The sequence below is a fragment of the Evansella clarkii genome, from assembly GCF_002019695.1.
GTDB classification, from domain to species: Bacteria; Bacillota; Bacilli; order Bacillales; family Salisediminibacteriaceae; genus Evansella; species Evansella clarkii.
The window spans coordinates 139738-166239 of the sequence record NZ_KV917376.1 but is presented as its reverse complement, the minus strand read 5'-3'; the positions used below and the strand labels follow the sequence as shown (position 1 = coordinate 166239).

General features: G+C 42.8%; 20 protein-coding genes. 15 read left to right on the top strand and 5 right to left on the bottom strand.

All coding sequences use genetic code 11. The features are described from left to right. Positions 1 to 46 precede the first annotated feature (46 nt). On the bottom strand, positions 47 to 571 hold the full coding sequence (locus tag BK582_RS00665) for a hypothetical protein (RefSeq protein WP_078592524.1): 525 nt from the start codon (positions 569 to 571) through the stop codon (positions 47 to 49). An 80-nt stretch (positions 572 to 651) separates the two neighbouring features. Then, positions 652 to 2061 carry a PQQ-dependent sugar dehydrogenase gene (locus tag BK582_RS00660; protein WP_078592523.1) on the bottom strand — a complete coding sequence of 470 codons (1410 nt, stop codon included), beginning with the start codon at positions 2059 to 2061 and terminating at the stop codon, positions 652 to 654. Between the two features lie 916 nt (positions 2062 to 2977). Here BK582_RS00660 and BK582_RS00655 point away from each other — a divergent pair. The 7 genes from BK582_RS00655 to BK582_RS00625 all read left to right on the top strand — a co-directional run bounded on the left by BK582_RS00655 (position 2978) and on the right by BK582_RS00625 (position 11579). Continuing rightward, positions 2978 to 5338, top strand: coding sequence for a S8 family serine peptidase (locus tag BK582_RS00655; protein WP_078597725.1), 2361 nt, complete (start codon positions 2978 to 2980; stop codon positions 5336 to 5338). A 533-nt stretch (positions 5339 to 5871) separates the two neighbouring features. Next, complete coding sequence (locus tag BK582_RS00650) at positions 5872 to 6201, top strand: hypothetical protein (RefSeq protein WP_078592522.1); 330 nt, start codon at positions 5872 to 5874, stop codon at positions 6199 to 6201. Between the two features lie 41 nt (positions 6202 to 6242). After that, the gene (locus tag BK582_RS00645; RefSeq protein ID WP_078592521.1) at positions 6243 to 7067 is read left to right on the top strand and encodes a hypothetical protein; all 825 of its coding nucleotides are present in this window, start codon (positions 6243 to 6245) and stop codon (positions 7065 to 7067) included. A 303-nt stretch (positions 7068 to 7370) separates the two neighbouring features. Beyond that, positions 7371 to 8192 carry an MBL fold metallo-hydrolase gene (locus BK582_RS00640; RefSeq protein ID WP_244895304.1) on the top strand — a complete coding sequence of 274 codons (822 nt, stop codon included), beginning with the start codon at positions 7371 to 7373 and terminating at the stop codon, positions 8190 to 8192. Positions 8193 to 8508: 316 nt separating this feature from the next. Further along, positions 8509 to 9756 carry an MFS transporter gene (locus BK582_RS00635; protein ID WP_078592519.1) on the top strand — a complete coding sequence of 416 codons (1248 nt, stop codon included), beginning with the start codon at positions 8509 to 8511 and terminating at the stop codon, positions 9754 to 9756. Positions 9757 to 10221: 465 nt separating this feature from the next. After that, positions 10222 to 11019, top strand: coding sequence for an RNA polymerase subunit sigma-70 (locus BK582_RS00630; RefSeq protein ID WP_244895303.1), 798 nt, complete (start codon positions 10222 to 10224; stop codon positions 11017 to 11019). A 131-nt stretch (positions 11020 to 11150) separates the two neighbouring features. Beyond that, complete coding sequence (locus BK582_RS00625; protein ID WP_078592518.1) at positions 11151 to 11579, top strand: SRPBCC family protein; 429 nt, start codon at positions 11151 to 11153, stop codon at positions 11577 to 11579. A 61-nt stretch (positions 11580 to 11640) separates the two neighbouring features. On the opposite strand, the gene BK582_RS00620 is transcribed toward BK582_RS00625, so the two are convergent. Then, positions 11641 to 12366: a hypothetical protein gene (locus BK582_RS00620; RefSeq protein WP_078592517.1), complete on the bottom strand. Its 726-nt coding sequence runs from the start codon at positions 12364 to 12366 to the stop codon at positions 11641 to 11643. Between the two features lie 205 nt (positions 12367 to 12571). Here BK582_RS00620 and rlmD point away from each other — a divergent pair, with 205 nt between their 5' ends. The 4 genes from rlmD to BK582_RS00600 all read left to right on the top strand — a co-directional run bounded on the left by rlmD (position 12572) and on the right by BK582_RS00600 (position 19525). Continuing rightward, positions 12572 to 13948, top strand: coding sequence for a 23S rRNA (uracil(1939)-C(5))-methyltransferase RlmD (gene rlmD / locus BK582_RS00615; protein ID WP_420841241.1), 1377 nt, complete (start codon positions 12572 to 12574; stop codon positions 13946 to 13948). A gap of 738 nt (positions 13949 to 14686) precedes the next feature. Next, positions 14687 to 16741 (top strand): catalase, encoded by a 2055-nt coding sequence (locus BK582_RS00610; RefSeq protein WP_078592515.1) that lies wholly within the window; start codon positions 14687 to 14689, stop codon positions 16739 to 16741. 193 nt (positions 16742 to 16934) lie between these two features. After that, positions 16935 to 17699, top strand: a complete 765-nt coding sequence (locus BK582_RS00605) for a creatininase family protein (RefSeq protein ID WP_078592514.1) — start codon at positions 16935 to 16937, stop codon at positions 17697 to 17699. 350 nt (positions 17700 to 18049) lie between these two features. After that, the gene (locus tag BK582_RS00600; RefSeq protein WP_078592513.1) at positions 18050 to 19525 is read left to right on the top strand and encodes a protein adenylyltransferase SelO; all 1476 of its coding nucleotides are present in this window, start codon (positions 18050 to 18052) and stop codon (positions 19523 to 19525) included. A gap of 57 nt (positions 19526 to 19582) precedes the next feature. Here the strand turns inward: BK582_RS00600 and BK582_RS00595 are convergent, their stop codons facing one another. Then, a complete protein-coding gene (locus BK582_RS00595) occupies positions 19583 to 20056 on the bottom strand; it encodes a glutathione peroxidase (protein ID WP_078592512.1) in 474 nt (157 codons plus the stop codon). A 62-nt stretch (positions 20057 to 20118) separates the two neighbouring features. Continuing rightward, a complete protein-coding gene (locus BK582_RS00590; RefSeq protein WP_078592511.1) occupies positions 20119 to 21945 on the bottom strand; it encodes a UbiD family decarboxylase in 1827 nt (608 codons plus the stop codon). A 169-nt stretch (positions 21946 to 22114) separates the two neighbouring features. Here BK582_RS00590 and cyoE point away from each other — a divergent pair, with 169 nt between their 5' ends. The 4 genes from cyoE (at position 22115) to BK582_RS00575 (ending at position 26216) form a co-directional block, all read left to right on the top strand. Beyond that, the gene (gene cyoE / locus BK582_RS00585) at positions 22115 to 23053 is read left to right on the top strand and encodes a heme o synthase (protein ID WP_078592510.1); all 939 of its coding nucleotides are present in this window, start codon (positions 22115 to 22117) and stop codon (positions 23051 to 23053) included. Positions 23054 to 23897: 844 nt separating this feature from the next. Continuing rightward, positions 23898 to 24047 carry a hypothetical protein gene (locus BK582_RS26680; RefSeq protein WP_169910699.1) on the top strand — a complete coding sequence of 50 codons (150 nt, stop codon included), beginning with the start codon at positions 23898 to 23900 and terminating at the stop codon, positions 24045 to 24047. Positions 24048 to 24059: 12 nt separating this feature from the next. Beyond that, positions 24060 to 24524 (top strand): cytochrome c oxidase subunit II, encoded by a 465-nt coding sequence (locus BK582_RS00580; protein WP_078592509.1) that lies wholly within the window; start codon positions 24060 to 24062, stop codon positions 24522 to 24524. 15 nt (positions 24525 to 24539) lie between these two features. After that, on the top strand, positions 24540 to 26216 hold the full coding sequence (locus BK582_RS00575; RefSeq protein ID WP_078592508.1) for a cbb3-type cytochrome c oxidase subunit I: 1677 nt from the start codon (positions 24540 to 24542) through the stop codon (positions 26214 to 26216). Positions 26217 to 26502 lie beyond the last annotated feature (286 nt).

Sequence of the window (26502 nt, the reverse complement as noted above, 5' to 3'; positions counted from 1 at the left end):
AGATCATTAGAATCTGGTTTATTAGGAAAAAAGCCTTTGGAGATGTCTAACTGACAACATTTCCAAAGGCTTTTATTCTGACCAGGTAGTTGATTAATTTTCGGAGGCATATATTCCAGATGCTAACATAAACAAGTGAAAATGCTAAGAAGATTACGATGGTATGAGGAATGGACAGGGAACTGGTTAAATCTCCGAACGCCGCAATACCTGCTATATATGTTAATGACACCATTCCCAGGGATAATATTACGCCAGAAAGAATTATGGAAACGACTAATCCCCTCCTGTAAAGGAAGGTACCGATGACGATGCCAAGAAGGCCGGTGGTAAAAAACAGAATGATTGCCTCCTGTATATAAATAAACGCCAGAATTAATGCGGCAGCAAAGTATACAGTAATTCCAAGTGGTATGTGCAGGAAAGCAGCAATTGCGACAGGCAGTGTACTTAAAGGGCTAAAGCCGAGGCCAATCACTGGTAAGAATACAGGCGCAGACTGAAATATTACAGCCATCGTTGTCAACAGACCGCCAATGCTGATAAATCTGGCTGGACTCATGTTTTTCAAATGAAATACCTCATTCCAGATAATGATTGGTTATATTCATGAAGGATTATCCGCATTAGTCCAAACTTAATGCCTTAAAATTATGGCAGAATTTCAAAGACTGACCCTTTGTTAAAATCAGTCACCTTTCTGGAGCCATTGACACCTAAAAACAGCCTCGTTTGATTTAAATCAGTCCCCAAACTAACAAAGTTGGAAGGTTGGGAGCCGAAATTATAATCAATGTCAATAACACTGTAATCATTCGGACGGCCATCCATCCTTACCCTCGTATAAGCTAAAACACCTCTTTCCGGCTCCTGAGATTCATCATTTCTGGCAAAGTCGGTAAACAAAACACTTCCTGTTAAATCAGGGATGCTGTTTCCCATATATGGCTGAACACCTGTAAGCGCGGTTGCCTCAAATTTATCCGGGCGGGGATCCTGATGAAAGTAACTTATAAGGGGATAGATACGCTTAGGAGAAATAATAACAGCCTCATCATAAAAAGAAATTATTTTCTCGTCCAAATCAGCATTTTCACCGCACTCTCTTAAAACCGGAGAAGGAAAGCTACCTTCCCAGCCTCGCCATCCTAAGTTAATAATCCCTTCCAGGTCAGGTTCAGTGTTTGCTGAATATGCCTGAACAATCTTTCTAGCTGGAACCGGTTTATTATAAACAAAAGAAAAAACCGACTCCACCAGTTCCTGACCAGTATTGCCCACATATTTAATGTATTGATTATTAAATCGCTGATAGGAAATGCCAGGTCCATTACGGAAGCCAATTACGAAGACTGAAAGCGATTCCTGAACAGATACGGGCAGCTCATCAAAACGTGTAACAGCTTTCGGATTATGGTTAAATCCATTCTTAGCTACGTCAATTTCAATGATTTTTCCGGCGATTTCCATGGCATTCTGGCTTAAATTGAAAGGATCAAAACCAGACCCGCCATCCCCGTTTGATAAAACAAGATTTCCAGTTTCGGGTGAAAAGTTTAAGCTGTTGACCCCATTATGATTATAGAAGGGTCTTCTTAAATTTAGTAATGTCCGTCGCCTTGCAGGCCGGCCATTTGATTGTAAAACCCATTCTTCAACTGTATCAACATGATCATATTTGGTTTCCCTGTCGTTCCATTCAAGCTTTAAAGTTTCCGGGTCACAGGGGTCCGGCTCATAGGAACCAGCACCAGGGCCTTGCGTACCAGCTTTTGAATAATGGATATAAAACAGGCCGTTATAATAAAACCCCGGGTGAAATGCCAGTCCCAGCAGTCCACGTTCATCGTAACCCCCATTGGAAGCACCGAGTTCGATGATATGTGAACGTATGTCCAAAAAAGTCCTCATCTCTCCGTTTCCGGCATATAAAATTTCTCCTGTCTGGGTGGCAATAAATAATCTTTCATGTGTGTCGCCTGGAAGTACAGCTGTTTTTATAACAGTAGGCAAATTTATATTGCTGACAATTGGCTGTAAAGACACCCTCACCTTCTTCACCCACACTTCCCCCTTTTGCTTGTTTCCCATACAGAATAGTATGATAAGAGTTTTTCCGTTAGCACCGGATTGTGGAAAGGGTGGAGGTGATAAGGCAGATTGATATCGGCTGAATAATAAGAGGCTATGCTGGCATTTTGAAACTATATCAAGTTAGTAGGTTGGATGCAGCCACTCAACGCACGAATGGGGCCCATTCAGGAACTGAAACGGTTGAACGCCGCGGCTCAACGTATGAATGAGGCTCATTCAGGAATTGAGGACGCTTATAAATTTGCAGCTATTAAAGTTAAGTAGGTGGATTGTGGAAAATATTTGGTAAGGTAACGACTTGATGGAGGACGTATTTACTAGAAGTGTATATGAAAATCAGGATAAAAAGCCTAAAGAAGCACAAATAAAAACAGTACTAGTTTATTGTTTTTCAAAAGATATAAGATTACTATCAGACAAATACTGCGAAAATATAACCAAGTTTATCAGAAATGTCTGAATTACTGACTTGTTTAAAGATTGATAGATACAGTTATTTATATATTGATATAGTAAATTACTTGGTAAATAAAAGGATTTCTACCATTTTTTAATAGAGTTTTCCATGAGATATATAGCATGTTGAAAATAAAGTCAAAGCTTTTTCACGATAATTCTGTAAAAATACCTTTCAAGAGTATTTACATAAATTTTAACTAGATTGACAATTTATAATATTTTGAAATAAAGTTATCTAAGTAGCAGGCTGCCGATAGAGCAGACCGGTTTAAAGGGGGAGTGTGCAGACTCAGCTAATAGATATTAATATTCTTTGTTACCTTTCACTAGCCACCATAAGAATAATTGCTAAAAAAGAATGAAGGGAAGGATTTAATTGGTAAAAGGCAAAAATAATTTCGTATTTATTTATTCTTTAATATTCATGCTGTTCTTCTCCAGCTTTGCGAGTGTTGGAGCTGCAGGAAACGCTGAGCAGCCTGCAGAACCTGATTTTTACCTGGAAGCAGAGGGTGTTTCCTCCGAATCTATTACAGTAATTGTTGAGCTGGAAGAAGAATCTATCCTTGAAGCTAAACATAATGGCAAGAGGCAGTCTAAAGAAGCTTTAGAAGCAGAACGAAATGCTGTTATTTCAGCAATTGAGGAAGTTGCTGAAGTTACTGTTAACAGAGAATACGACTATGTTTTTTCAGGAATCTCTTTAGATCTTCCTGAAAATGAGGTTCATAATCTATTAACCGTTGACGGTATTAAAGCGGTTTACCCTAACGTCATTCATGAAGTTACTTCCGTGGACGAAGCAGAATTTTTAGACCCTGAAGTATATACCCCGGCAATGGCTGACAGCGCTCCATTTATCGGAGCACAGGATGCCTGGGATGCAGGATATACAGGTGAGGGCATTACAGTTGCGGTTCTCGATACTGGTGTTGACTACACGCACCCTGACCTGGCGCATGCTTTTGGAGACTATTTAGGCTGGGACTTTGTTGATAACAATGGAGACCCACAGGAAACTATTACAGGAGCAATCAACCGCAGAACGAACCATGGTACTCACGTTGCCGGTACAATTGCTGCAAACGGTGAAATTAAAGGGGTAGCGCCGGATGCAACATTATTGGCCTACCGTGTACTTGGTCCTGGGGGAAGCGGTACAACAACAAACATCGTAGCTGGTATTGAGCGTGCTGTCCAGGACGGCGCAGATATTATGAACCTTTCCTTAGGTAACTCAAATAACAACCCAGACTTTGTTACAAGCCTTGCGTTAGACCGTGCAATGGCAGATGGAGTTGTCGCAGTTGCAGCAAACGGAAACAGTGGTCCGAACGACTGGACAGTTGGTTCACCAGCATCGTCCCGTGAAGCTATTTCTGTAGGGGCGACGATGCTTCCGTACAACCTGTTCAGTGCAGAGATTTTCACATCTGAAGGAGTAGAATATCCAAGCGCAGGAATCATGGGTTTCCCTTCTGAAGAGGAGTTGCTTGCTTTAAATGAAGGAGAGTTTGAGTTTGTTGATGTTGGTTTAGCAGGTACTGATGCAGATTTTGCAGGGAAAGATTTAGAAGGTAAAATCGCGTTAATGAGCCGTGGAGACTATGCATTCCAGGAAAAAGCAGAGAATGCAAAAAAACATGGCGCTATCGGAGCGGTTATTTATAATAACCAGCCGGGAGTGCAGCCGGAAATCCCTGGCACACCAATCCCTATGGTAATGACTTCCCAGGCAGACGGCCAGAAGCTGCTTGCTGAATTAGAAGCAGGGAACAATACGATTTCCTTTGATATTGAATTTGTAAAAGAAGTTGGAGAAACAATGGCAAACTTCTCATCCCGCGGCCCGGTAATGGGAACATGGATGATTAAGCCTGATGTATCGGCACCAGGTGTTGCGATTGTAAGTACTGTGCCATTACACCATGCTGCTGGCCCGCACACTCATGGTTATGCGGCATTGCAGGGAACAAGCATGGCAGCGCCTCACGTTGCAGGGGCAGCAGCTCTTATTCTTGAAGCACATCCAGACTGGAGTGTGGAATTTGTAAAAGCAGCGCTGATGAACACGGCAGAAAACATTTATGATGCAAATGGAAACCTATATCCACATAACAGCCAGGGTGCAGGAAGCATCCGGGTACTGGATGCAATCAATACAGATGTACTTGTTACACCAGGAAGCCATGCTTTTGGAATCTTTGATAAAAAAGGAGAAAGAGAAGTAAGAACACAAAGTTTCACCGTTCATAACGTGTCTTCTGAGCGCAAAAGATTCTCTCTTAATCACACTGGCAATGAAGGAATTAAGGTAATGACAAGTAATAACCTGATGGTACAGCCTGGGCAGACTCAGGAATTAACTTTCAACGTTCAAGTGGATACAAGACAGCTGGATCCAGGGAATTATGAAGGTACATTTACTTTAAGTTACGGTGGCCAGACAGTGGAAGTTCCAACAATTCTGTTTGTTGAATTACCGGAAAACGTTCGTCTGGCAACATGGCAGGCAATCGGAATCTCCGGCGGGAATGTAGTAGGTAACGTAAATGTTCCTTTTGGAGCAGACGAGCTTAGTTTACGTGTCCGAAGTGAAGCTACAGGGGAACTTTTAAGAGAAATCCCACAAGGTACAAGCCTTTCTGCAGGAACTTATTTCGTAAGCTGGGATCAGACGCTTAACGGTGAATTAGCACCAGCAGGACGTTATCAAATCATCGCTTATGTAAAAAGAGGCTCTTCCGAAATGGAAGTGCTTGGCGGTACACTGACCCGAAACTAAATTTTTCAGTAACGCAGCTAAAAAGACTAACAAATTGAGTTCGATTTGTTAGTCTTTTTTTGAATATATATCTGAAATCTACTAAATGAGGTGGAAGAAAGAATAACCATGCTAAAATTTATTCATTGACCTTACAAAGGAGTTTTGTCGAATTATTGGTTATTGACAAGACTGGCCGGTCATGGGATTATTATAGAAATAACCTCACTTTACCACGGACACCTATCCGCAAAATATTTAACCTCTTAAATACCTGAACACCAAACAATTCATAGTATTATCACTCTTTCTTAATTAACCGCTTTTTAACTAGCTTCGGATTTTGCTGTCATTTTTGCAGCACCTCTTATTAAACTTTCGTTTTATTCAGCCATAATACCCTATTTTTCTTCCAAATGGTTTTATCCAAATTTTAATATAAAATAATCGCTCAGGAGTGGTGCTACCCAAAAATATAATTATTATCAGATTTTTCGGTCGGTAAGCTGTCCATGCCAGGTGAAACAAAATTTAATTTCAAGGAGGGTATTTTTATGGGGCACGATATTATTGGACGAAACAAAGCTGGTGAGGAAGTTGCGTATGCTCGTTTTAGTATGGGGAACTACAATGCCACCATATTGTACAGTTTACTGGAGGCAAATGAATACTATGCTGGAGTTAGCGGGACAGGAGACAGTTCTGTCTTCTCCATACAACAAATTCACAATGCTCTAAAAATGTTTAAAGAATTGTATATGAGTAAAGCTTCACCCGCCGGCAGTGATTTCATGGAGTGGGATGGAAAACAAATTCTGGATTTCCTGCAAAACTGTTTATCCACTGCGCAAGAAGAAGGTAGTGTGCAAGTGCTGTTTGGGTAATGTAACCATGATATAATAAAAGAAATTAAAACGGAGTGGTTATGGTGGAAGAAACTCTAAAGGAGATACTTAGTGAAATCCACAAAGTTAATAAACGGCTTGACGGCTTAGACCAAGGTCAGGAGAGTCTTTCTTCAGGTCAGAAAATGCTTTTTTCGGGTCAGGAAGACCTTCGTTCAGGCCAGCAAAGGCTTTGGTCAAGCCAGGAAGAACTCCGCGCAGGCCAGGAAAAGCTTTGGACAAGCCAGGAAGACCTTCGCGGAGGCCAGGAAAGTCTCTCCTCAAGCCAGGAAGACCTTCGTTCAGGCCAGGAAAGGCTTTGGTCAGTTCAGGAAGACCTCCGCTTAGGTCAGGAAAAACTTTGGTCAGTTCAGGAAGACCTCCGCTTAGGTCAGGAAAAACTTTGGTTAGGTCAGGAAGACCTTCGCTTAGGTCAGGAAAAACTTTCATCAAGCCAGGAAGAACTTAGTTCAGGTCAGGAAAAGCTTTCATCAAGCCAGGAAGACCTTCGCGGAGGCCAGGAAAAGCTTTGGACAAGCCAGGAAGAGCTCCGCGCAGGCCAGGAAAGGCTTTGGACAAGCCAGGAAGACCTCCGCTCAGGCCAGGAAAAACTCCATGCAGGCCAGGAAAGGCTCTTCTCAGGACAAGACCAGTTGAAAGATAATATTATTAACGGACTAGGCCCTTACTTTAAACAAATTGAGAAGCATGTCGATGAGAAAACCCGTGAAATTAAATATACATTAGAAGACCAGCAAAGGGTCATTGATACTCTTGCAGCCCGTTCTATTAAGCATGAGAGCGAAATAACAGACTTCAAACGTATTTTGAAGGATCATGAGGCTGGGACAAAACCGAGTAAATAAAAAATAGAGAGGCACTCATTCAGATATTTTTGGTTGGGTGGGCCTCTCTACTTTTTATGCTCTGTTAAACTTTGGTGTTGATTTAGCTTCAGTTAGTTAGTTTCCATAAGCGGTTCGTTTAGCTCTGGCTCCCCGTTCTAAATGACCCTGACATTATTAAAATGCTGACATATATTCGACTCATCACACTCGGTAACCATTATTAATAAATAACCAGTATCCTACAAATTAAATGAATGAATAACCATTCACCATATGATAATATTAGTAAAAGGAAAAGACGCACGGGGGAGGGGAGAGATTGTGATATTTAAAAAGAGCTTTACTCAGGATGCAGTGAACGGTGTCAGGATGGGAGAAGGCAAGGTGGGCTTCCGTGGCTTTCAAATGAATATCCATTGCTTTTTCACCGATGGGATTTTAATTGATACAGGCGCGAAATCGTTGGAAAAATACTTCGTTCCTTATATAAATCAGCTTAATATTGATAAGGTGGTTCTCACTCATTTTCATGAAGACCATACAGGAAATGCGGCGCACATAGAAGAGAAGCTCCAGGTCCCGCTTTATATGGATAATACAATGATTGAAGATTGCAGGGAGAAGGCCGATTATCTCTTGTACAGGCAAATTTTCTGGGGAAAGCGTAAACCTTTTCATGCCAGCCCCCTTGAAGATACATTTCAGTCTGCCAATGCCACATGGAGTGTAATTAAAACCCCGGGCCATGCAATTGACCATCTTGCTTTTTTTAACCGGGAAACTGGCCAGCTCTTTACTGGAGACCTTTACTGCCAGGTACGCACTAAGGTAGCTCTTCGTGAAGAAAGCATTCCTGTCATTATTGAATCTCTGAAAAGGGTTTTAGCGTTTGATTTTGATGAGGTTTTTTGCAGCCACGCTGGTCCCTTGAGAGATGGACGAACGGCCTTAAACAGAAAGCTGGATTATTTGACGGACCTCCAGGGCAATATTTTAAAGCTTTACGAGGAAGGTAAGAGACCAGAAGAGATTAAGAAGGAGCTTTTTCCTGAAAAATATCCTATTACAATCTTTTCAGCTGGAGAATGGGATTCCATACATATCGTAAAATCAATTATTGACCAGCGGATTCCTGTATCGTGACAGGGTAACGTCCGGCTCCGTCCTGAGAAAAAAGAAGCTGCCGAATAGAATGCGGCAGTTTCTGTCTTTTTATTCATTACTTTCTTTATCCTCAAATAACTTCATCATTTCTTCCAATTGCTCTTCAAACTCTTAACAAACTATATGCAGTGAAAGTTATTTCCAGGTTGAAAAATATAAACTCTTTAAAATAATCTTATTTACTTACGGGTACTTAAACGATGTTTTGAAGGTTTTCCTTATATGTATTGAAATCAGTTCCTGAGACGGAGATTCACCCATATACATAGGGTAAAACCTAACAGGAGAGAGAGTATTGGGAAGACAAAGCAGCAAGTTCAGATGGGTTATATTTGCATCTGTATTATTTACGTATGTGATCATGTCTAGCCAAAGGACAGCGCCTGGGTTAATTACAGACCAGCTGATGAATGACTTTGGTGTAACGGCAGCAACTGTCGGATTAGTTGCCAGCATTCAGTTTTTTGTATATACGAGTTTGCAAATACCGATGGGAATTCTCGCTGACCGGTACGGACCAAACTTTTTTCTTATTACTGGGGCAGCCTTGACAGGTGCAGGTATTATTATGTACAGCCTTGCCACACATGTATTTATCCTGTTTTTCGCCAGAATACTGACAGGGATCGGCGATGCGACGATATGGGTGAATATGGTGTTAATCTTAAGCCAGTGGTTTAATAAAAAGGAATTTACCCGGTTAATTGGGGTGGCAGGGATGACAGGCAGCCTCGGATTTCTAGTGGCAACTGTGCCAGTCTCCACATTGATTATTCTTTTCGGATGGAGAGGGACGTTTCTTTCAGCTGGAGTTCTTTTATGTTTATGCAGTCTGCTTCTCTATTTTATTCTTGTGAAAAAGGCAGAACGGCGGCCTGTCATAAGAAATAAAATTCAGAGGGAGAAACCAACGCTTGTTTTACAGAGAATGCTTTCAAACCGGCAGGCATGGGCGTTATTCCTTTGCCATTTTGGAATTGTAGGAGGGTATATAGGGTTTATCGGATCGTGGGCGGTGCCTTATATGATGGATGTGCACAGCATTACTTTATTAGGGGCGAGCCAGCTTGTTATGCTCAGCCTTGCTGGCGCACTCATTGGCGCCCCTCTTATTGGCTGGATTTCCAGCTGTTTAAATATGATTAAACGGCCTTATATTATTTTTCATCTCACAGTGTTATTATGCTGGTCTGCTTTTCTCCTGTTCAGAGGGGAACCTCCGTTTAGCTTATTTGTAATTCTTTTTTTCATTATCGGTTTTGGATTCGGATCGAATTCTTTAACCTTTGCAGCTGTCCGCCATTCATTTCCTGTTAGTGAATCGGGACTTGTCACAGGTTTTGCGAATACAGGGGGATTTTTGAGCGCTGTACTGCTGCCGGGCATTTTTGGATATATACTGGACCACTTCCAGGCAGGGGGCGGCAATTTGGCTGATGGATACTTTTACGGCTTCCTTACTCCGGTGATTTTCTCTGCATTTGGTTTAATTGGCGTGGTTCTTCTCAAAGAACAGGTGCAAAAGGGGGAAATGAGGGACTAAAATCCGGTCCGGTTTGTAATTAAGCAGACCAAAGGAAAAACACAGGTGATTTCAAATATAATTGAAAAAATAAAGAGACATCGATCGTGAAAAATAATGTAATTAAAGTGGAGAGGATTAAAACTACTTTACGAATATTATCCATTCATAAATGGTTTAATTTTCATAATTTTCAGTATAAAATAAAAGGTATGTACTAGGAGAGTTAGTTTGTAATATCACTCTTCATCAATATAGATTCAGGAAATTCAGCTATGAAGCTCATTAGTATTGAAATGGCGCTGAGTTCAGGGATTATTTTAGGTTTTATATTAATGACCAGTGTATACAGAGTTTCGAGTGTTAGTACTCAAGAGAAGGATGAATAAATTGCCAGATAACAAAAGGGGAGCGTTAGTACAAGAAGTTGAAATTGCTTTGTAAGGGTGTGTGAAAAGGGAGCCGCACCTCTAAAAGGAGGCTGAGATGAACGAGACAGTACCGGAACATGCACCAGAAATTCAGTTATTTGACAGGTTGAAGCCAGAGTTAAAGTCGTATTGTTACAAAATGCTAGGATCGATGGAGGATGCGGAAGATGCTGTTCAGGAAACCTTAATTCGTGTTTGGCAAAACTGGAACTCATTCAGAAAGGAATCCTCTTCCAAAACATGGATCTATCGAATTACTACTAATATATGTGTTGACAAGCTGAGACAAGTTAAACGACGTACTCGTCCCGTTGACTTTTCCAGCCTTGAGGCATCCAATTTGACACCCAGCGAAACGCTAACTGACTCAACCTGGATCTGGCCGGCCCCCACAATTTCAGAAAATCCGGAAGATATACTCATTCGTAAGGAAACCCTTCAACTCTGTTTTGTTACACTCTTGCAAATTTTGCCTTTGCGTCAACGTACTGTTCTTATTCTAAAAGATGTATTTGAGTGGCCATCTAAACAAATTGCTGAAACTTTAGAAATATCATCAGCGGCAGTTAACAGCGCCTTGCAAAGAGCAAGGAAAACGATGGACCAGGCGAAGCCAGGTTCTGAAGAATACAGCTTGGTGAATGTAGAGCGTGAGCAAGAGCAAGAGCTGGTCTCACGGTATGTGGAAGCTTTTGAAAGATATGACAGCCATGCACTGGCAGCCTTGTTTCGTAATGAAGGCAATGTCGATGCCACCTTTCACAATGTGGGGGAGGGCAAAGTCAATATGTTCAACTTTTTTTCACATACACGCTGTCGTTGTGAGAGGTGCCAAGAAGAAATTCCAAATTGAAAATATTATCACCACAAATTTAAATTTTGCTGCTTTGGGCTGCCTGAATGAATAGACCGATGAATTTTGCAAACAGATTTCGTCTAAATAGATGAGAATCAAAAAACTATAACTAAGTGAGGTGCTTCAACATGGAAACAAGTAATCAAAAAACAAGAGTTACTGTTCAGGCAGTCATCCAGGCGCCAAGAGAAAAAGTATGGAGGTATTGGTCTGAACCAGAACACATTACGAAGTGGAATCAGGCTTCAGAGACATGGCACTCGCCAAGAGCGGAAAATGATTTGCGGGTTGGCGGCAAATTTCTTACAAGGATGGAAGCGAAAGACGGCAGTATGGGCTTTGATTTCTCCGGGATATACGATGTAGTGAAGCAGGATGAGCAAATTTCATACACAGTAGGAGATGGGAGAAAAGTCGATATCACCTTCGTCGATAATGGTAATGAAACGAAAGTCGTTGAAATTTTTGATGCTGAAAGCACTCAGCCCATTGAAATGCAGCAGGCGGGGTGGCAGGCGATTTTAGACAATTTTAAGAGATATACAGAAAAAATTTAACTGGCGATTCAAATTCCGAGGCAATATCCGTTTAACACCTCACAAGTAAGCCGTTGCATTTTTATGAGAAATGGGTATTTAACATCTCTTTAAAATAACCTTTGTTTTCTTCATATTGTTTTTTCCGGTGTCCGTTAGCCCCCGATGGATGAGGGAAATTATAAAGAATGGTTTGGTTACGGATCTGTCCCTCTTCCGTTAAACGGCGAACCACTTCCGACACAGCTTTTCCGGCAGGAATGATTACCGCCTCTTTCACTTCGCTTAACTCTGGAACTAACAGCTCATGGATCATTTGTAAAAGCACATGGTGCTTAAGCATCGATGGACTGGATCCTGTGTAATTTTTTCTGTTAATAAAAACAGGATACCGGAGTGCCGAAGCGGAGTGAAGGAGATGGTTTTTCTCTCCGTATAACTCGGCGCAACTGTTTATATTCAGATGCTTATTCAGTTCTATTCCATCAAGCATGTCAATAAGGTTCTTTCTGATTAATCCCCCAAAGCTTGCCTCCCTTTTAGCATTACAGAGTAAAACATCGGTTTTCTCCCCGCCAATGTTTTTTCGGACATAATTATAAGCAAGCTGCATCTGCGTCCACCCTGGGGTGATACCAAGCATAATCACTTTTGCGTCTCTGTTGATCGATTCAAAGGGTGCCCAGTAAACCTCCAGCTTATTGTCTTTTTCGTACATAAACTCATCAGTCATTAAATCCTCTTTATCGTAAGTTTCTTTGATTGGTAACTTCAGAATGCTTTGTTCATAGTTTTCGAAGAAGAACATTCGGATAACCTCCCTGCGCTATTTCCGCCATAAACAATATTATAAAGCACTGTTAATAAATACAAAAATGAACCCGTTTCAAATTGTTTAAACCTCCTTTATAATAGAAAGAATGTGAGAAAAATTTATAGACTATAAATCAAGGTATTTTTAATAATAGACCAGGGTTTTAATGAAGGAGGAAAATAAAGTGACACCAGAATCAATGGTTGCTAAAATCCGCACACTTGACGAAAGAGGATCGGGCAGGGCGGAAGTCTGGCGTGAAAATGAGCAGGGGAATCAAAAGAAAATAAAGCTTACGATTCCGCAGACTCTTCCAGGAGAAGAAGTGCGTGTAGGGGTTGGACAGCGGGCGAAAAGACGGTGGAGGACCTTCCCGGAAGAAATTATCACAGCACATGAGGAGCGGGTGGAAGCCCCTTGCCCTCATTTTGACAGATGCGGAGGCTGTGTATGGCAGCACTGGCAGTACAGCGGGCAATTAAAGGCGAAAACGAATCATGTGAAAAAGGCAATTGAAGCGCAAGGCTTTAACTCGGATCTTGTTTCAGACACAATTGGCATGGACGAGCCGTGGCACTACCGGAACAAGATGGAGTTTACTTTTTCACCGGAAGGCGAGCTGGGTCTCCATGAACAAGGAAACTTCAGAAAAGTAATTTCCCTGGAAACATGTTTAATCGCTGGTAAAGAAATGGTGGAAGCTGCAATGGATGTAGCTGAATGGGCCAAGGAATATGAGTTAAAAGGTTATAATAAAGACCTTCATGAAGGGCTGCTTCGCCATCTTATGGTCAGACAGTCATTTGTAACCGGAGAGATGATGCTTGGTATTTTTGCCACTGAATCACCAGACGGGCCTTTAAAGGAAGCTGCTGACAATCTTGTTAAACGAGTGGAGGAGAAGATCCCGCAAGTGAAAAGCTTGTTATGGCTTGAAAACAGGGACTGGGCTGACCGTACACAGTCGGAAAACACACATCTTTTGTCAGGACGGGATTTCATTTATGATGAGATGGACGGTTACCGCTTCCGCCTCTGGTTTGATACATTCTTCCAGACGAATCCAACCCAGGCGCAGAAATTGGTGGACATAGCAGTTGAACTGGCAAAACCAAAGGAAACAGAAAAGATGATTGATCTGTTCTGTGGAGTAGGAACGTTTTCCCTGCCATTTGCAAGTAAAGTTGGTAAGCTTGCAGGAATTGAAATTGTTGAAAGCTCTATTGAATCAGCAAAAAGGAATGCTTCGGATAACGGTATCTCTAACACTACCTTCTTAGCTGAGAATGCGAGAACCGGGATTGATAAGATGCTTGAAAGCTTCGGTCATCCGGAACTGTTGCTGCTTGATCCTCCAAGGTCAGGAGCAGGAGGCAAAGTAATGAGAAGAATCGGCCGGGCTAAGCCTGAAAGAATCGTTTATGTATCCTGTAATCCTGATACTTTCGCAACAGACATTAAAGAACTGGAACCTTTCGGGTATGAGTTAAAAACAGTACAGCCTGTGGATTTATTCCCGCAGACAGTGCATGTGGAAGTGGTTGCGGAGCTGGTTTTACGTGAGGGAAATAATTAATATGGAAATTGGCACATGGTAATCCCATTATATCGGGTTACCGTGTGTTTTTTAGTTCAAAGGAAGATGTTAAAAGGTTTTGAGTACACGGATTTGCTGGACAAATCTGATTGATCCGAGTGAAATTTGTCCAGAAAACGCAATTTCCTGGACAAATATCAGCGAGACTCCAAAGATTTGTCCAGATTAAGCTCCTTTTTTTAGAATTTTTACATTTTACTGGAATTTCACTAGACAAATTTCAGAAAAATGGAGTGATTTGTCCAGCATAGGGGATTTGCTGGACAAATCTAATTGGTCCGAGTGAAATTTGTCCAGAAAACGCAATTTCCTGGACAAATATCAACCAAAATCCAAAGATTTGTCCAGATTAAGATCCTTTTTTTAGGATTTATACAATTTACTGGGATTTCACTAGATAAATTTCAGAAAAAATAGAGTAAATTTGTCCGGCATAGGGGATTTGCTGGACAAATCTGATTGATCCGAGTGAAATTTGTCCAGAAAACGCAATTTCCTGGACAAATATCAACCAAACTCCAAATATTTGTCCAGATTCCCCAAATTCCCCAGATTCCCCAGATTCCCCAGATTCCCCATTTGCCTGTTAGACTAGCCTGTTTTAGAAAATACATAATGATTTTCATTTTTCATGAGCAGTAGACTGTTCTAAGCCCCCAAAAGTTTTACATATACATATAATTGGCTGACTAACATGGAACAGGGCAGGTGGGGGCTATGAAAAATTCAGCAAAAGGCAGCGGTTCTGGCGATAATAGAAAACAAAAGCAGCTGGATCCGCATCGCATACAAAACACAGGAAAAAAGATTACCACAAATGAGGGTCTTAAGGTTGCCAACAATGAAAACACGTTAAAGGCAGGAGACCGTGGTCCGATACTGATGCAGGATTTTCATTTTTTCCAGAAACAAATGCATTTTGATACGGAAAGAATTCCGGAAAGGGTTGTGCATGCAAGAGGGTTTGGGGTGCATGGTGAATTTGAATTATATAAGTCTATGAGCAAGTATACGAAGGCAGGCTTTCTGCAGAAACCTGGTTCAACGACTCCCGTTTTTGTCCGCTTCTCCACTGTACAGGGAGGAAAGGGCTCGAAGGATACTGCAAGGGATGTTCGTGGGTTTGCTGTCAAATTTTACACTGAAGAAGGTAACTATGATATGTTAGGGCTTCCGTTTCCAGTGTTTATTGTACATGACCCGTTCAAGTTCGTTGATTCCCAGCATGCCTTGAAGCCTGACCCACGTACCGATATCCCCACCGCTTCCGGGGCGCACGATAACTTTTGGGATTATGTTGCTAATAACCAGGAGTCAGCGCACTTTATCATGTGGGTGATGTCAGACCGGGCGATCCCAAGAAGCTGGCGGATGATGCAGGGTTTCGCGGTTAACACATTCCGGTTTGAAAATGTAAAAGGAAAAGCAACCTTTGTGAAGTTCCAATGGAGACCGATTCTCGGCGTTCATTCTTTTTTAATGGAAGAGGCGCAGATTATTGGAGGTGTGGATCCGGATTTTCACAGGAAGGACTTGAGAGACGCCATTGAAGCGGGGGCATATCCCGTATTCGAGTTAGGGGTACAGATGATTGCTGAAGAGGATGAGCATAAATTCGATTTTGATGTGCTGGACCCAACAAAGCTGTGGCCGGAAGAGACAGTTCCAGTGGAGATTATCGGTAAGATGACATTGAATAGGAATGTGGATAATTTCTTTGCGGAAACGGAACAATCAGCTTTTGATGTAACAAATCTCGTGCCGGGAATTAATTTTACAGACGACCCTATTTTGCAGGGAAGGACGTTCACCTATAAAATTACCCAGCAGCATCGCCTAGGCAGCTCTAATTATCCTGACCTGCCGATAAACCGTTCACTGTGCCCGTTTCATAATAACCAGCGGGACGGATTCAGCAGGCACAGGATTGATGTTGATCAGGTAAACTATTTTAAAAATTCCATAGCCGGTAATACTCCTGGGCCAACGCGACCGGAAAAAGGAGGGTTTGCACACTACCCGGAGAAAGTGGAAGGGTACAAAGTTAAAGCAAGCAGTGAATCTTTCAAAGACTTCTTTTCACAGGCAAGATTGTTTTGGAACAGCATGTCTTCTGTTGAAAAGAAGCATATTATTGACTCCTTCAGTTTTCAGCTTGCAAAGGTTGAACGTCTGTCTGTCCGTCAGCAAGTCATCGATATGTTCGTGAATGTGGATAAAGAAATGGCGACAACCATTGCTGAAAATGTAGGAGCGAACCCTCCTGCAGGCCGCCATGTTCCTGTTACTGCCTCTTCACCTTCCCTCAGCCAGGAAAGCACCCCTAAATATGCTTTTTCACAAAAGGTTGGTGTCCTGATAGGCGACGGTTTTAACGGCCAGGAGGTAAAGAGTGTTGTTACTCACCTCAGGCAGCAAGGTGTTTTTGTAGATATTGTTAGCGATAAGCTCGGAACAGTCACTGGGCAGGACGGTGTAGAACTTAAAGTTAACAAGACATTTCTCACCACGCACCATACTCTTTTTGATTCCCTTTACGTTGTGGGCGGAAAGTCAGACAACCAGGCAGCATTTAATACGAATATTGCTGAATATATTAACGGGGCATACAAACATTACAGACCCATTGGCATTGCAACTACAGGAGAGGCGCATTTTCAGCCATCAGAACACAATAACCTGGCTGGAGTGGTGCGGGCTCGGAATACCCCCGATTTTGAAAAAGAATTTGTCTATGCGGTTGCACAACAGCGTTTCTGGAACAGGACTTAAAAGGAGGCAGTGGCAAAGAACATGATATACGTCCTGCAGGCGGTTTGCCCTGGAGTGAAACTAATTTGTTTCGCTCTTTTTTTTATTATTATTGGTTTTCCAAAAAAGATAAGCTGGAGTATAAAGGATTTTCAGCTGTAAGTAAGGAAGAAATACTTAGGTGAACTGTAAATAATAATGTGGAGGAGATACTGTGAAAACTAATGAATACTTGCTTGAGCAAATGAGCTGGCCGGTTATTAAGGAAAAAATAGAAAAGGGAATGGATACGGTGATTATTTGTACTGCATCCGTGGAACAGCATGGATATCATTTATCAGAACTGACAGATACGGTGATTGGCCAGGCGACAGCGCTGCGTACAGCCGAAAAGCTTGGGGACGCACTCGTTGCTCCGGTTATCCGTCCAGGGCTGTCTGAACACCATATTCCGATGGCTGGAAGCATTACGCTTCGTCCGGAGGTTTACCGGGGGATTATAGAGGATTATGTCACAAGCTATAAGAAGCACGGCTTCAAAAAAGTAATCATCTTCTCTTCTCACGGAGGGAATTTTGCTGAGAATGAAAAAATTGTTAAAAATCTTCGCCAGGATCATCCGGAAATGCAATTCAGCACAGGACTCTCTTTGATGCAATTAATGGCTCTACTCGGACAGTTCGAAAAGAAATACGGTTTGGCTGAAGGAAGCACTGGCCACGGTGGAGCAATGGAGACCTCAGTGATGCTGCACGTCGCTCCTGAACAGGTTGATATGGAAAAAGCAACACCAGGATACATTGGCAAAATGACGGAAGAGAAGCTGGAAAGTCTGTTTGAAAACGGAATAGTTGGAATTACTGAAGTGGGTATTATTGGTGATCCAAGAGAAGCAAAAGCAGAATGGGGAGAATATTTCCTGGAGCTGTTTTCAGATGAAATTATAAAGGCAGCTGAAAAAGATTTTAACAATAAATGATTTGAGGACAAACCACACAGTTATGACGATGCTGATTGCACGTTACATCAAGAGATACTCGTTTAGGACGTGTTGCGATTAAACTTAGTTAAGATAGTATGTGAAGGTTTGAAACTCTGTTAAAATCAAGTTGTGTAAGGGTATACTAAAGTGAACCTTCAATTAGTGGGGGGCTTCATCCCCCGCTGATTGTTAGCTTAACCAATCGGGATGTTAGCGTCCGTTATCTCCCGCCTAAACTTCGCTTTAACTCATGTTTTGAGGTGGGAGCTTTACGGACGATTACATCGGGATAAATAAACATCTTCAGATCCTGAAGACTATCTTAGGCAAAAATGAAAGGTGATACAATGACAAGAAATACAGGAGCAACAGAAAAAGGCTGGAACTTTGACAACAGTTATACCCGGCTGCCCGAAAAGTTTTACTCCAGTGTAACCCCGGCCCCTGTGAGTGCACCGGCATTAATTGTTTTTAATAATCCGCTGGCAGAGGAGCTTGGAGTTAACGCTCAGGAACTTCAAGAAGGTGATGGAGCGGAAGTTCTTGCAGGAAATAAAATTCCGGAAGGCGCTTCTCCACTGGCGCAGGCGTATGCGGGCCACCAGTTCGGCCACTTTACAATGCTTGGTGATGGCAGGGCCCATCTTCTTGGCGAGCAGATTACGCCTGAAGGGGAGCGGATTGATATACAGTTTAAAGGCTCTGGGAGAACGCCATACTCCAGGGGCGGAGACGGCCGGGCAGGATTAGGACCGATGCTTCGGGAGTATATTATGAGTGAAGCGATGCATGCTTTGGGAATTCCAACTACCCGGAGCCTTGCTGTAGTAACAACTGGAGATCCTGTTTATCGCGAAACAGAACAACAAGGGGCGATTTTAACCCGCACAGCCAGCAGCCATCTTCGGGTAGGGACTTTTGAGTACGCAGTAAGATATTGTTCCGAAGGAGAACTCAGGGAACTGGCGGATTACACGATCGAACGTCATTACCCGGAAGCTGGAGGTGAGAAAAATCCTTACCTGACACTTCTAAAAAGTGTAATTAACCGTCAGGCGGAATTGATTGCTAAATGGCAGCTTGCTGGTTTTATCCATGGCGTAATGAACACGGACAACACGACGATCAGCGGGGAAACAATTGATTACGGACCATGCGCATTTATGAATACGTACGACCCGAAAACCGTTTTCAGCTCCATTGATGTACAAGGGCGTTACGCATATGGAAACCAGCCATATATTGGCGGATGGAATCTCGCCAGATTTGCAGAAGCTCTCGTACCGCTCCTTGATAAGGATGATGAAAAAGCAGTGGAGATGGCTCAGGATGCTATTTCAGCATTTGGCGACTTATACCGGGATTATTATTTCAGCGGGATGAGGAAGAAACTTGGGCTGTTTAATGAAGAAGAGGAAGATAAACAGTTGATCGACAGCCTGCTTGGCATGATGCAGAAGCATGATGCTGACTACACAAACAGCTTCCTTGCCTTAACTTATGATAACACTGAGGATCTTGTATTTTCAGAAACAGATAAATATAACGACTGGCATAAAAAATGGCAGGAGAGGCTTGAACGACAGGAACAATCAATCGAGGAAGCCCGGAAGCTAATGCACAAATCCAACCCGGCAGTCATTCCCCGCAACCACCGGGTGGAAGAAGCGCTGGATGCAGCGGTGAGCAAGAATGATTTCAATGTAATGGAGCGTCTTCTGGAAGTTCTTTCAACCCCTTATGAGCATACGGAAGACAAGAAAGCCTACACCGAACCGCCGCCACCGTCAGACCGGCCGTACCAGACTTTTTGCGGGACGTGATCCGGAAATGAAAAAACGGGTAACAGAGCATAAGCTCCGTTACCCGTTTTATTCTCATTATAGAAGCTTCTTAATATCGGCTTCGATTTTCCCTGGAGCAGTTGTGGGAGAATAACGCTTAACAACTTTGCCGTCTTTATCAATTAGAAACTTTGTGAAATTCCACTTTATATCAGAGGTGAGCACGCCTTTTTTCGCTTCGGTTAAATACTGATAAAGAGGGTGAGCGTTTTCCCCTTTTACTTCTATCTTTTTAAAAAGGGGAAATGTAACTCCAAAATTTATTTCGCATCTTTGAGCTACCTCTTCATCGTCCCCTGGCTCCTGATTCATAAACTGATTACTCGGAAAACCGAGAACCTCAAAATTCTGCTCCTTATACTTCTCATGTAACTCCTGGAGCTCTTTAAACTGTGGAGCCAGTCCGCATTTCGTCGCTGTGTTAACAATAAGCAATACTTTACCTTCATAATCGGTTAAATGTTTTTCTTCACCGTTTATTAATTGTGCGGAAAACTGATGGATGCTCATTTTATACCTCCCTGGGTTTAACATGATACTTGATCAAAATTAATAACTGCGGGCAATCTGTCTCATTTTGCAACTTTGCTCAGGCTGCCCTCATCTGCAAAGTACCTTTCGATATTTTTTTCCACCGCGGGATCCGGAATAAGCGGCGGTGCGTGATGAGGCTTAATACGGACATCGATTATGACGTTATCGCATCCCCAGTGCTTATTTTCATAAAAACTGTTCACACCGTAAATGTCGTGGGAAGGATTACTTCTCGTAAAGGACACCCATAAAAAGTTATTTAACTCAGCGCTTAAGAACTCACTGTCATCAGAAAGAATAATCATCGGGCAGGAGTCGAGCCCGCCTTTTTTCTCAATGGAAGCTGTTAAGTTATTCAGTTCTTCCTGCGCTATTTCGTATGAAGAAAACTCACTTCCTTCAATGGCAACTATTCCCGGCATAATCAGGCGTGGGTTCTTAAAGCCAGGGATATCCTTCAGTTCTTCAGGCACTTCCGTACATAAATCCCTTTTTTTATCCCCGGCAGCTGCAAATACAACTTTACTTCCTGTATTCAGGCCGGTACCTGAGTAATCAAGTGTGTCGATCGTAGTGTTCGTCTGGAAATGAATGTCCCTCCGGAAATCCATCCGTTCGAGAATGTATGTTAAAAATTCTTCCTCTTTATGAGTATCAAGAGGCTTATCCTCTTCTGCCGCAATAAACAAATATTTGGCAAGGCTAAGCTGTCCTGTTCCTAAAATCCGGTTGGAAATAGTAAGGAGTTCGGCAGGCTGTTTTACTTTCTGGAATGGAGTATACCGTTCGCTTCCGATTGCAAACAGAAGAGGGTGAACTCCTGCTGCATCAACAGCATGGACCTCTTTTACGCCTGGAATCTCCTGCTTTATCGCACCGCCAGTAAGTTCATGGATAAGCGCTCCAAAGGAGGTATCTTCCTGAGGAGGACGTCCGACAACTGTAAAAGGTAAAATTGCATTTTCTTTGGCATACACTTTGTGCACCCTCATCAGCGGGAACTCGTGTGTAAGGCTGTAATAGCCTAAATGGTCTCCGAATGGGCCTTCAGGTTTTGTTTCGTCCGGATATATTTCCCCGGTAATGACAAAATCCGCATCAAGGCTCAGGCAGTATCCATCTACATAACTGTAACGGAAACGGTTGCCGGAAAGCATACCTGCCACTGTCATTTCGCTAAGCCCTTCAGGTAGAGGCATTACTGCTGCAAGTGTGTGGGCGGGAGGCCCTCCGATAAAAATACTTACCTTTAATGGCTCGCCTTTTTTGTTTGCCTTATGCTGATGGACACCGATTCCCCGGTGTATCTGGTAGTGAAGTCCAACCTCTTTGTCCAGTTCATACTCATTTCCGCTTAGCTGAACCCGATACATCCCCAGGTTTGAATTCATTATGCCAGGCTTGTCCGGATCTTCTGAATACACCTGGGGAAGAGTGACAAAGGCTCCTCCATCATCCGGCCAGTGCTGAATAAGCGGCATATCAGAAATCTTAATCTCCTTAAAATCCCCTGTACCTGATTTTTTCACAGGAAGGGCTTTGGTCGCAGTAACTCCGGATCCAACATGCTTAAACGGGCTTTTAAGTGCACTCACCGGATCGTTGCGGAGTCCGATCACATTCTGCGTCCGTTCCCATGTTTTGCGGAAAATAAATTTGCTTCTCTCCATCGTGCCGAAAAGGTTAGAAACTGCCGGGTAATCAGACCCTTTCACATTTTCAAATAAAAGTGCCGGGCCCCCTTCCTCATAAACCTTCATATGTATAGCAGCCATTTCCAGGTAAGGATCAACCTCTTCCTTTATCCGGATTAAATGGCCGTTTTTTTCCAAATCGTTGATGCATTCTTCCATATTTCTGTACATGATAACCAGCTCTCCTATTACGTAATTATGTTCTATTATACAAGTTTACAGGAGGCGTGTCTCGTTTCCGGAGTTTGTAGATTGTGTGACGCTGTGATACAGATTACTGACTTAAATGCATCTGCGCAGTATAATTACGGTGATATTCTGAGATTCTGGGGGGATTCAGATGGGGAAACAAGGGGCATTCACACAGGTGGCCGAAACAGTTGTATTACAAAACGAACGGACATTATCGAGCTTTATTTCTGATTTGAAGCTTCTGTTAAAATTAGGAGTGTTAATTTCTAACTCAGTACCAGTATTTACCGGTTTCTGGCTGGCATTGTTTCTCACAGGGGCATCTTTCGCTGACTACTGGGTTTTGTTTTTGCTTACTTTATCTGGGAGCACCCTGGTGATTGCAGGCGCGCTTGTGATAAACAACTGGTATGATGCAGATATTGACAGGGTAATGGATCGGACTAGCAAAAGGCCGACGGTTACGGGATCGATGTCGTTAAAATCTGTTTTAACGTTTGGTCTTGTCCTGAGCGGTGCGGGGTTTGGTCTGCTATTCTTTACTACCCTGGAAGCAATAATCTATGCATTTATCGGCTGGTTCACGTACGTAGTGCTTTATACTATGTGGTCAAAAAGAAGATATACATTCAATACAATTATCGGAAGTGTTTCCGGTGCGGTCACTCCTTTAATTGGATGGGCAGCCGTCGCATCAAGTTTTGATATTGTGCCTCTCATTTTATTCCTGATTCTTTTCATCTGGCAAATGCCCCACACATATGCAATTGCGATGAGAAAATGTGAAGAGTACCGGAAAGCAGGTGTAGCAATGCTCCCGGTCGTCCGTGGCTTCAAGGTTTCAAAAAGGCATATTTTATTTTATGTAGCGTGCCTGTTCCCACTGCCATTCTTTTTAACCTCTCTCGGATCGGTATTTGTGGTAACGGCGGTACTTATGAATACAGTCTGGCTGATCGTTGCTGTATACAGCCTGTTTTCAAAAGATGACTTAAAATGGGCGAAGGTAAATTTCTTTAGCTCCATCAATTATATAATGATCATGTATGTACTCATGGCAGTCGTAACTCTGCCGTTGTTTAATTAAATGTTATTCGCATTTACAGGTAAATGGGATAGCCCCATCGTTCCTGAATTAATCAGTAGCGGCATTGATATATTTATAACCGATACAGCCTCGGCGTTCTGAGATTGTCAGAGCGCCGGGGTTTTTGTTTGGGTGGGCGGGAGTTTCCTGGTATACGGGTACGACACACCTGGCATTTAGTATTGTTGCATCTCGGGAAAGTTGCTTCTCGCTGACATAAGGGACACTTACACCTGACACCTCGGTTCCTGGCTCCATCGTACCTGGAACCAAAGTGCCAGGAAGAACGAGAGAGAGCAATTGGGAGAGTGAGAATTCGAAAACAGTTCAACCTGGCACCAATGAACCCGGTCCGCGAGAACCCGGTCCGTGAGTGCCAGGTTGCGAGAAGCAGTATCCTCGAGGAAAAGCGAGAATACGAGAGCAGTTCAACCTGGCACCAATGAACCCGGTCCGAATGAACCCGGTCCGTGAGTGCCAGGTTGCGAGAAGTAGTATCCTCGAGGAAAAGCGAGAATACGAGAGCAGTTCAACCTGGCACCGATGAACCCGGTCCGAGTGAACCCGGTCCGGAAGTGCCAGGTTGCGAGAGCCAGAAAACTGGAGAATAAGTAAGCAAAACTAAGTACCAAAACTAAGTAAGCAAAACTAAGTAAGCAAAACTAAGTACCAAAACTAAGTACCAAAACTAAGTACCAAAACCCTCCCAACCCCATAATTGTGTCTGAAAATTGAAATCCTCATAAAAATAGATTTTTTTTAAGTCTCGGTGATTCAGCTCACCTCATTGATAATCGTTACCAATTAAACTTTAGGTAAGAACTTAAAGGGAGGTTGATTATTAATGGGAGCACCTAAAGCGAACCAAAACGAAAAGCAGCTTGAAAAAAAGGAAGCGCCTTTAATTGGAACCTGGTTTTCTGTAGGGATTGTGGGATTGTTCATACTTCTCACGTATATATTATTCTTTTGGATTTTCATGGGCAGAGTATAGGGGGGAGAAAAAATGATGCATAAAGATGAAAAAATTTGGCTTACGTTAAGTTTCGGTCTCATTATGGGTTTTATGTTAATCACAGGTTATCAGACATTAGTTCTTGGCATGGGGCCACCGAGTGGTATGGATACGATCGATCCGCAAGCAGTGGAAACAACCGCACCATTTGATGAGCCGGGAGTTTACCAGATTGGTGAAAACGAGTATGAAGTTGTAATGACATTGCAAGTATTCAGTTTTGATCCAGGAGATTTTGAAATACCTGCAGGCTCAACAGTACATTTCACAATGACTTCAAAAGATGTTATTCACGGAGTACAGATCGCCGGAACTAACATGAATGCGATGGTTACACCAGGGCATGTGCAGAGGATTACCCAGACATTCAGTGAGCCAGGTGAGTATTTAATGCTCTGTAATGAATACTGCGGAACCGGGCATCAGTTCATGGCAACTACGATAACTGTTAAGTAGGGAGGGGGAGAAAAAATGGAGGCATTAAAATTAAATTTTCAGGACAAAACCAATAAGGCCTTAGGCATAAATGAAGAGGACGCCCTTATTACAAAAACATATATGCTCGTAGCGTTTACGGCTCTTCTTATCGGGGGAACACTGGGCCTCTTACAAGGGCTCAACCGGGCTGGCCTGCTTGAGCTCCCGGTATGGTTTAACTACTATCAGGTTTTAACAGCACACGGTTTGCTGCTTGTACTGGTACTCACTGCATTCTTTACGATAGGTTACTTTTATGCAGCGATGTCCCATTCATTGGGGGGGCTGCTCCCTAAAGTAAGAAAGATGGCATGGATAGGCTTTGGAATGAAGATAGTCGGGTTCGTTATGGCAGTTATACCAATTCTTTTAAATCAGGCAACAGTAATGTTCACTTTTTACCCGCCAATGGCAGCATCACCATGGTTCTATATAGGTCTCGTATTTATAGTTCTGGGTGTCTGGATGTGTGCTTTCGGAGCATTTATACAGGTGGCGAACTGGAGAAAAAACAACAAGGGCCAGCATCTGCCGATTATCAGTTATTTTGCAACAGGTGTATTCGTCCTCTTGTTCTTCGGAAGTGTTCCAGTAGCGATCGAGGTTCTTTACATCATCCCCTGGTCCATCGGCTGGATTGAAACTATTAATGTAATGCTTGCCAGAACACTATTCTGGGCATTCGGCCACACACTTGTTAACATCTGGTATTTGACAGCGCTTTCCGCATGGTATGTGGTAGTACCTAAAATTATCGGCGGAAGACGTTTTAGTGACACACTTACACGTCTAGTAATCATTTTGTTAGTAATCATGAATATACCTGGAGGGTTCCACCACCAGATTGTGGACCCGGGAATTGCTGAATCAGTTAAATATATGCACGTATTTATGAGTCTCGCAATTGGCTTCCCTTCATTAATGACTGCTTACGCTATGTTCTCTGTATTCGAGAAAACAGCGAGGAAAAAAGGCGGGACTGGAATTTTCGCCTGGTTCAAAAAGCTTCCATGGGGAGACGTCCGGTTCCTTGCTCCAATGATCGCTATGATTGCCTTCATTCCTGGAGGAGCGGGCGGTATCGTTCAAAGCACAAACCAGTTAAACCAGGTAGTCCATAATACTTTATGGGTAGTAGGACACTTCCACCTGACAGTAGGAACGACCGTTGTCCTTACCTTCTTTGGAATTAGTTACTGGCTTATACCTTATGTCTCTAAGAGAGTGCTGACGCCAAAGATTAATAAGCTTGGAGTAATTACAACTCTTATCTGGACAGCAGGAATGTCGTTTATGGCCATCGCAATGCACTGGGTAGGGCTGCTCGGTTCGCCAAGAAGAACCTCATACACTACCTACGCTGACAATGCGACAGCATTAAGCTGGGATCCGTACCTGATGTTCCTGGCAGTCGGAGGAACTTTACTGATGATCGGTGTACTCCTGCAAGTATATGCAGTAGTACATCTCATGTTCTTCGCGCCAAAAGGAGAAACAGAATTCCCAATCGCTGATGTAGAAGATAATGCATCAAAGACACCTATGTGGACAGAAAGCTGGGGCAGAGTAGTAGTCCTTCTCCTTCTTCTCGTAGCTATGGGATATGTAATACCACTGGTGGAGTTTATCGGAAATGCACCGCCAGGATCGCCGCCATTCCAGACCTGGTAAGGAAAATAGGAATCTAGTTATAAGCCGGGCTCCCGATATGTAGAAGGTGAGCCCGGTTGTAAAAAACTAGTTTATTTGCGAAAAAGGGATCCCAACCTGCTAAATTGGATGGAGGCTAACCTGCGAAAAATGAGGTCAACCTGCGAAATTAAATAGTCAACCTGCGAAAAAGGGGTCCCAACTTGCGAAAATGGATGCCCAGCCTGCGTAATCAGAGCTATATCAACTTACGAAACAGAATGCAAGGCCTACTGGAATTAAATCTACTTCATTACAGGAGTGGTCA